This window comes from Pseudomonas sp. Nvir (genome assembly GCF_963778085.1).
Lineage (GTDB): Bacteria > Pseudomonadota > Gammaproteobacteria > Pseudomonadales > Pseudomonadaceae > Aquipseudomonas > Aquipseudomonas juntendi.
The window spans coordinates 1-2,207 of sequence record NZ_CAVZVN010000008.1; the positions used below are offsets into that span (position 1 = coordinate 1).

At 60.3% G+C, this 2,207-nt stretch carries 1 protein-coding gene; it reads right to left on the reverse strand.

Translation table 11 applies throughout. The features are described from left to right. Positions 1 to 2,207 (reverse strand): bifunctional aconitate hydratase 2/2-methylisocitrate dehydratase (gene acnB, locus AACG97_RS00100; protein WP_338463214.1); only part of this gene is annotated, 2,207 nt, incomplete at both ends.

The window sequence follows — 2,207 nt, forward strand, 5'->3', positions numbered from 1 at the left end:
CACCTGCGCCACGAAGGTCTGGTACTCTTCCGGCGTCGGCAATTTGCCGAGCAGAGAAGCCACCGCTGCCAGCTCGGCAGAGGCCAGATAGACGTTAGCGCCGGTACCTAAACGGTTCGGGAAGTTACGGGTGGAGGTGGAGACCACCGTCGCACCGTCGGCCACGCGAGCCTGGTTACCCATACACAGGGAACAGCCAGGGATTTCGATACGCGCCCCGCTCTTACCAAACACGCTGTAGTAGCCTTCTTCGGTCAGCTGCGCGGCGTCCATACGGGTTGGCGGCGCCACCCACAGGCGAGTCGGCAGCTGGCCTTTGTGGCTGTCCAGCAGCTTACCGGCGGCACGGAAGTGGCCGATGTTGGTCATGCAGGAACCGATGAACACTTCGTCGATCTTCTCGCCCTGCACGTCAGACAGCAGACGGGCATCGTCCGGATCGTTCGGCGCGCACAGGATTGGCTCTTTGATATCCGCCAGATCGATGTCGATCACTGCCGCGTATTCCGCGTCAGCGTCGGCTTCCAGCAGCTGCGGATCCGCCAGCCATTTTTCCATGCCCTGGATACGGCGTTCCAGCGTACGGCGGTCGCCGTAGCCTTCGGCGATCATCCACTTCAGCAGGACGATGTTGGAGTTCAGGTACTCAACGATCGGCTCTTTGTTCAGCTTGATGGTACAGCCGGCAGCAGAACGCTCAGCGGACGCATCGGTCAGTTCAAATGCCTGCTCGACTTTCAGATCCGGCAGACCTTCGATCTCGAGGATGCGACCAGAGAAGATGTTTTTCTTACCTTTCTTCTCAACGGTCAGCAGGCCCTGCTTGATGGCATACAGTGGGATGGCATGAACCAGGTCGCGCAGGGTGATACCCGGCTGCATTTTCCCTTTGAAGCGCACCAGCACCGATTCCGGCATATCCAACGGCATCACGCCGGTCGCAGCGGCGAAGGCCACCAGACCAGAGCCCGCCGGGAAGGAGATACCGATTGGGAAACGGGTATGGGAGTCGCCGCCGGTACCCACGGTATCCGGCAGCAGCATGCGGTTCAGCCAGGAGTGGATAACGCCATCGCCCGGACGTAGAGAAACACCACCGCGGTTCATGATGAAGTCCGGCAGGGTATGGTGCGTGGTCACGTCAACCGGCTTCGGATAGGCCGCGGTGTGGCAGAAGGACTGCATCACCAGGTCCGCGGAGAAGCCCAGGCACGCCAGGTCTTTCAGTTCATCACGGGTCATTGGACCGGTGGTGTCCTGAGAACCGACGGAGGTCATTTTCGGCTCGCAGTAGGCGCCCGGACGGATACCGGCAACGCCGCAGGCGCGGCCAACCATTTTCTGCGCCAGAGAGAAGCCGCGGGTGCTTTCCGCCACGTCTTTCGCCTGACGGAAGACGTCGCTGTGCGGCAGCCCCAGCGCTTCGCGCGCTTTGGTGGTCAAGCCGCGGCCGATGATCAGCGGAATACGGCCACCGGCGCGCACTTCGTCGATCAGCACATCGGTCTTCAGCTCGAAGCTGGCCAGCAGTTCGTTGGTTTCGTGGTTACGCACTTCGCCTTTGAACGGGTAAACGTCAATCACGTCGCCCATGTTCAGGTTGCTTACATCCACTTCGATAGGCAGCGCCCCCGCATCTTCCATGGTGTTGAAGAAGATTGGCGCGATTTTGCCGCCCAGGCACAGACCGCCGCCGCGCTTGTTCGGCACATTCGGGATATCGTCGCCCATAAACCACAGCACCGAGTTGGTCGCGGATTTACGCGAGGAACCCGTCCCGACCACGTCGCCGACGTAGGCCAGCGGATAGCCTTTCTGCTGCAGGGCTTCGATTTGTTTAATCGGGCCGACGACGCCCGGCTGGTCCGGATCAATACCTTCGCGGGCGTTTTTCAGCATCGCCAGCGCATGCAGTGGGATATCCGGGCGAGACCAAGCATCCGGCGCCGGAGACAGGTCATCGGTATTGGTTTCGCCGGTGACCTTGAAGACGGTAACGGTGATTTTCTCTGCCAGCTGCGGGCGGTTCAGGAACCACTCAGCATCAGCCCAGGATTGCATGACCTGTTTTGCGTGCTCGTTACCCGCTTTCGCTTTCTCTTCTACGTCGTAGAAGTTATCGAACATCAGCAGAGTATGAGACAGCGCTTTCGCGGCAATCGGCGCCAGTTTCGCGTCGTCCAGCGCATCAATCAGCGGGTGAATGT